4 protein-coding genes are annotated in these 2,581 nt (G+C 71.0%); 2 read left to right on the forward strand and 2 right to left on the reverse strand.

All coding sequences use genetic code 11. From position 1 onward, the window contains the following. Together ACESL7_RS15185 and ACESL7_RS15190 are read right to left on the reverse strand one after the other, a co-directional pair. The coding region (locus ACESL7_RS15185; RefSeq protein WP_372894135.1) for an alpha/beta hydrolase at window positions 1-368 on the reverse strand (368 nt) is incomplete at its 3' end. A 10-nt stretch (window positions 369-378) separates the two neighbouring features. Further along, window positions 379-663, reverse strand: coding sequence for an SCP2 sterol-binding domain-containing protein (locus ACESL7_RS15190; protein WP_372894136.1), 285 nt, complete (start codon window positions 661-663; stop codon window positions 379-381). A 69-nt stretch (window positions 664-732) separates the two neighbouring features. On the opposite strand from ACESL7_RS15190, the gene ACESL7_RS15195 reads away from it, so the two are divergent. Together ACESL7_RS15195 and ACESL7_RS15200 are read left to right on the forward strand one after the other, a co-directional pair. Further along, a complete protein-coding gene (locus ACESL7_RS15195; RefSeq protein WP_372894137.1) occupies window positions 733-1,296 on the forward strand; it encodes a tetratricopeptide repeat protein in 564 nt (187 codons plus the stop codon). A 40-nt stretch (window positions 1,297-1,336) separates the two neighbouring features. Further along, the coding region (locus ACESL7_RS15200; protein WP_372894138.1) for a helicase-related protein at window positions 1,337-2,581 on the forward strand (1,245 nt) is incomplete at its 3' end.

A 2,581-nucleotide genomic window follows, 5' to 3' on the forward strand; every position in this document is an offset into this window, starting at 1 on the left:
CCGAGAAGGTGAAAGGGCCGCGGGAAGCCCTGCGCCTCCGCGACCTCGAGCATCGCGGTCACGTCGTGCTGGTAGTCGGCGAAGGCGCGGACGTGCCCGAGGAAGGGCGCCTCGGGCGCCCGGTCGGCCATGCCCTGCCCGCGCCAGTCCACGGCGAGCACCGCAAGGCCCGCGGCGAGGAAATCGCGCGCCGGGCGCCCGTACTTCTCGATGTATTCGGTGCGGCCCGGGAAAAGGAGCACCGTGCCCTCGGCCCTCCCGGGCCGCCAGCCCCCGACCCGGAGGCGCACGCCATCCGACGCGCGCACCCACCACGCCGCCCCCGGCGGCGCGTCGGTCATCTCGTCCAGAAGGGGCGCCGGCGTCATCGCCCGCGCGTCACGACAGCGCGCCGGCGAGCTTCATCGCCTGGGCCATGTCGCCGTCCACCGAGAGCTTGCCCGTCATGAAGGCCGAGGTCGGGTTGAGGTCGCCGTCGAGGATCGCCTCGAAGGTTTCCTGATCGGCGGTCAGCGTCACTTCCGCCGGGTCGTCGGAGACCCGCGCCCCCTGCGGATCGAGCAGGATCGTGCCCTCGCCCTCGATCACGAACCTCACGGAGCCATCGAAGCTGCCGCCGACTTTCTCGTTGATGGCCGAAACGGCCTTCTCCATCATGCTCATGTGTCGTCCTCCGGCTGATGCATCGCGTGGCTGGAAATATCGCAGAGCTGCGTTACCTTCGGTAGTGTCATGAAACACCTTCACACCGCAATCAGACGCCACGTCACGACGGCGTTGCTCATCGTGACGATGCCGTTCGGCGCCGCCGCGGCGGACGACGGTCGCGTCGACGCGCTCTTCGCCGAGCTGCAGGAGGCCGAGGGCCGCGAGGCGACGCGCCTCGCCCGACAGATTCGCGCCGAGTGGTCGAAGTCCGGCTCGGCGGCGATGGATCTGCTCCTCGGCCGGGGCAAGGATGCGATCGAGGCGAACGAGGTCGACAAGGCGATCGAGCATCTCACCGCGCTCGTCGATCATGCGCCCGACTTCGCCGAAGGCTGGGCAGCGCGCGGCCTCGCCTTCTACCGGCAGGGGGAATACATGCTGGCCCTCGCCGACCTGGAGCGTGCGCTCGCCCTCGAGCCGCGCCATTTCGGCGCGCTTCAGGGCGTCGGCGCCGTGATGCAGCAGCTCGACCGCCCCAGGCTCGCCTGGCGCGCCTACGAAGAGGTTCTTGCGCTCTACCCGGAAAACGCCCAAGTCCAGGACGCGATGGAGCCGCTGGAACCCGAGGTGCTCGGGCGCGAGCTCTGAACCGCGCCGCGCGCGGGGCCGAACCGGACAAGGGGGGCACATGTCGAGCGAGGGCAGGGTCGTCGCGGTCCTCGGGCCCACCAATACCGGCAAGACGCATTACGCCATCGAACGGATGCTGGGCCATCGGACGGGGGTGATCGGCCTGCCGCTCCGGTTGCTCGCGCGCGAGGTCTACGACCGGATCGTGGCGGCGCGCGGTCCCTCGGTGGTCGCGCTTCTGACCGGAGAGGAGCGCATCGTGCCGCCCCGGACGCAGTACTGGGTCTGCACGGTCGAGGCGATGCCGGAGGGCATGGGCGCCGATTTCGTCGCCATCGACGAGATCCAGCTCTGCGCCGATCCGGACCGGGGCCACGTCTTCACCGACCGGCTGCTGCGGCTCCGCGGCCAGCACGAGACGTTGTTCATGGGGGCGGACACCATGCGCGGGCCGATCCGTGCGCTGGTGCCCGAGGCGCAGTTCCTCGGACGCGACCGCATGTCCGAGCTCGCCTGGACCGGCCAGCGCAAGATCAGCCGGATGCGCCCGCGCTCGGCGATCGTCGCCTTCTCGGTCGAGAGCGTCTACGCCATCGCCGAGCTGATTCGCCGGCAGAAGGGCGGCGCGGCGGTGGTCATGGGCGCGCTCAGCCCCCGCACGCGCAACGCGCAGGTGGACCTCTATCAGAACGGCGACGTGGATTACCTCGTCGCCACCGACGCGATCGGCATGGGGCTCAACCTCGACATCGATCACGTCGCCTTCGCGGGGCTGCGCAAGTTCGACGGGCGCAAGATGCGCCAGCTCGCGCCGAACGAACTCGGCCAGATCGCGGGGCGCGCCGGGCGCGGCATGTCGAACGGGAGCTTCGGCACCACGGGCGAGTCGCCGCCCATCGACGAGGAAGTGGCCGAGGCGATCGCCAATCACCGTTTCGCGCCCGTCTCGCGGCTGCAATGGCGCAACGCGCGCCTCGCCTTCGGCTCGCCCGAGGCGCTGATCGCCTCGCTGGAGGAGGCGCCGCCCGCGCCGCTCCTGACCCGCGGGCGGGAGGCCGACGACCTGCGCGCGCTCAGGATGCTGTCGGCCGAGCCGGAGGTCCGCGCGCGCGCCGCGGACGGGCGGGCGGTGCGCCTGCTCTGGGACGTCTGCCGCATCCCCGACTTCCGGGGCATCAGCCACGCCGAGCACGCCGAGATGCTCGAGACGATCTTCACCCACCTGCACGACCGCGGCCGCGTGCCCGAGGACTGGATCGCGAAGCAGGTCGCGCGCATCGACCGGACGGAGGGCGACATCGAC

Source organism: Rhodosalinus sp. (genome assembly GCF_041685465.1).
In the GTDB taxonomy this organism is placed as follows: domain Bacteria; phylum Pseudomonadota; class Alphaproteobacteria; order Rhodobacterales; family Rhodobacteraceae; genus Rhodosalinus.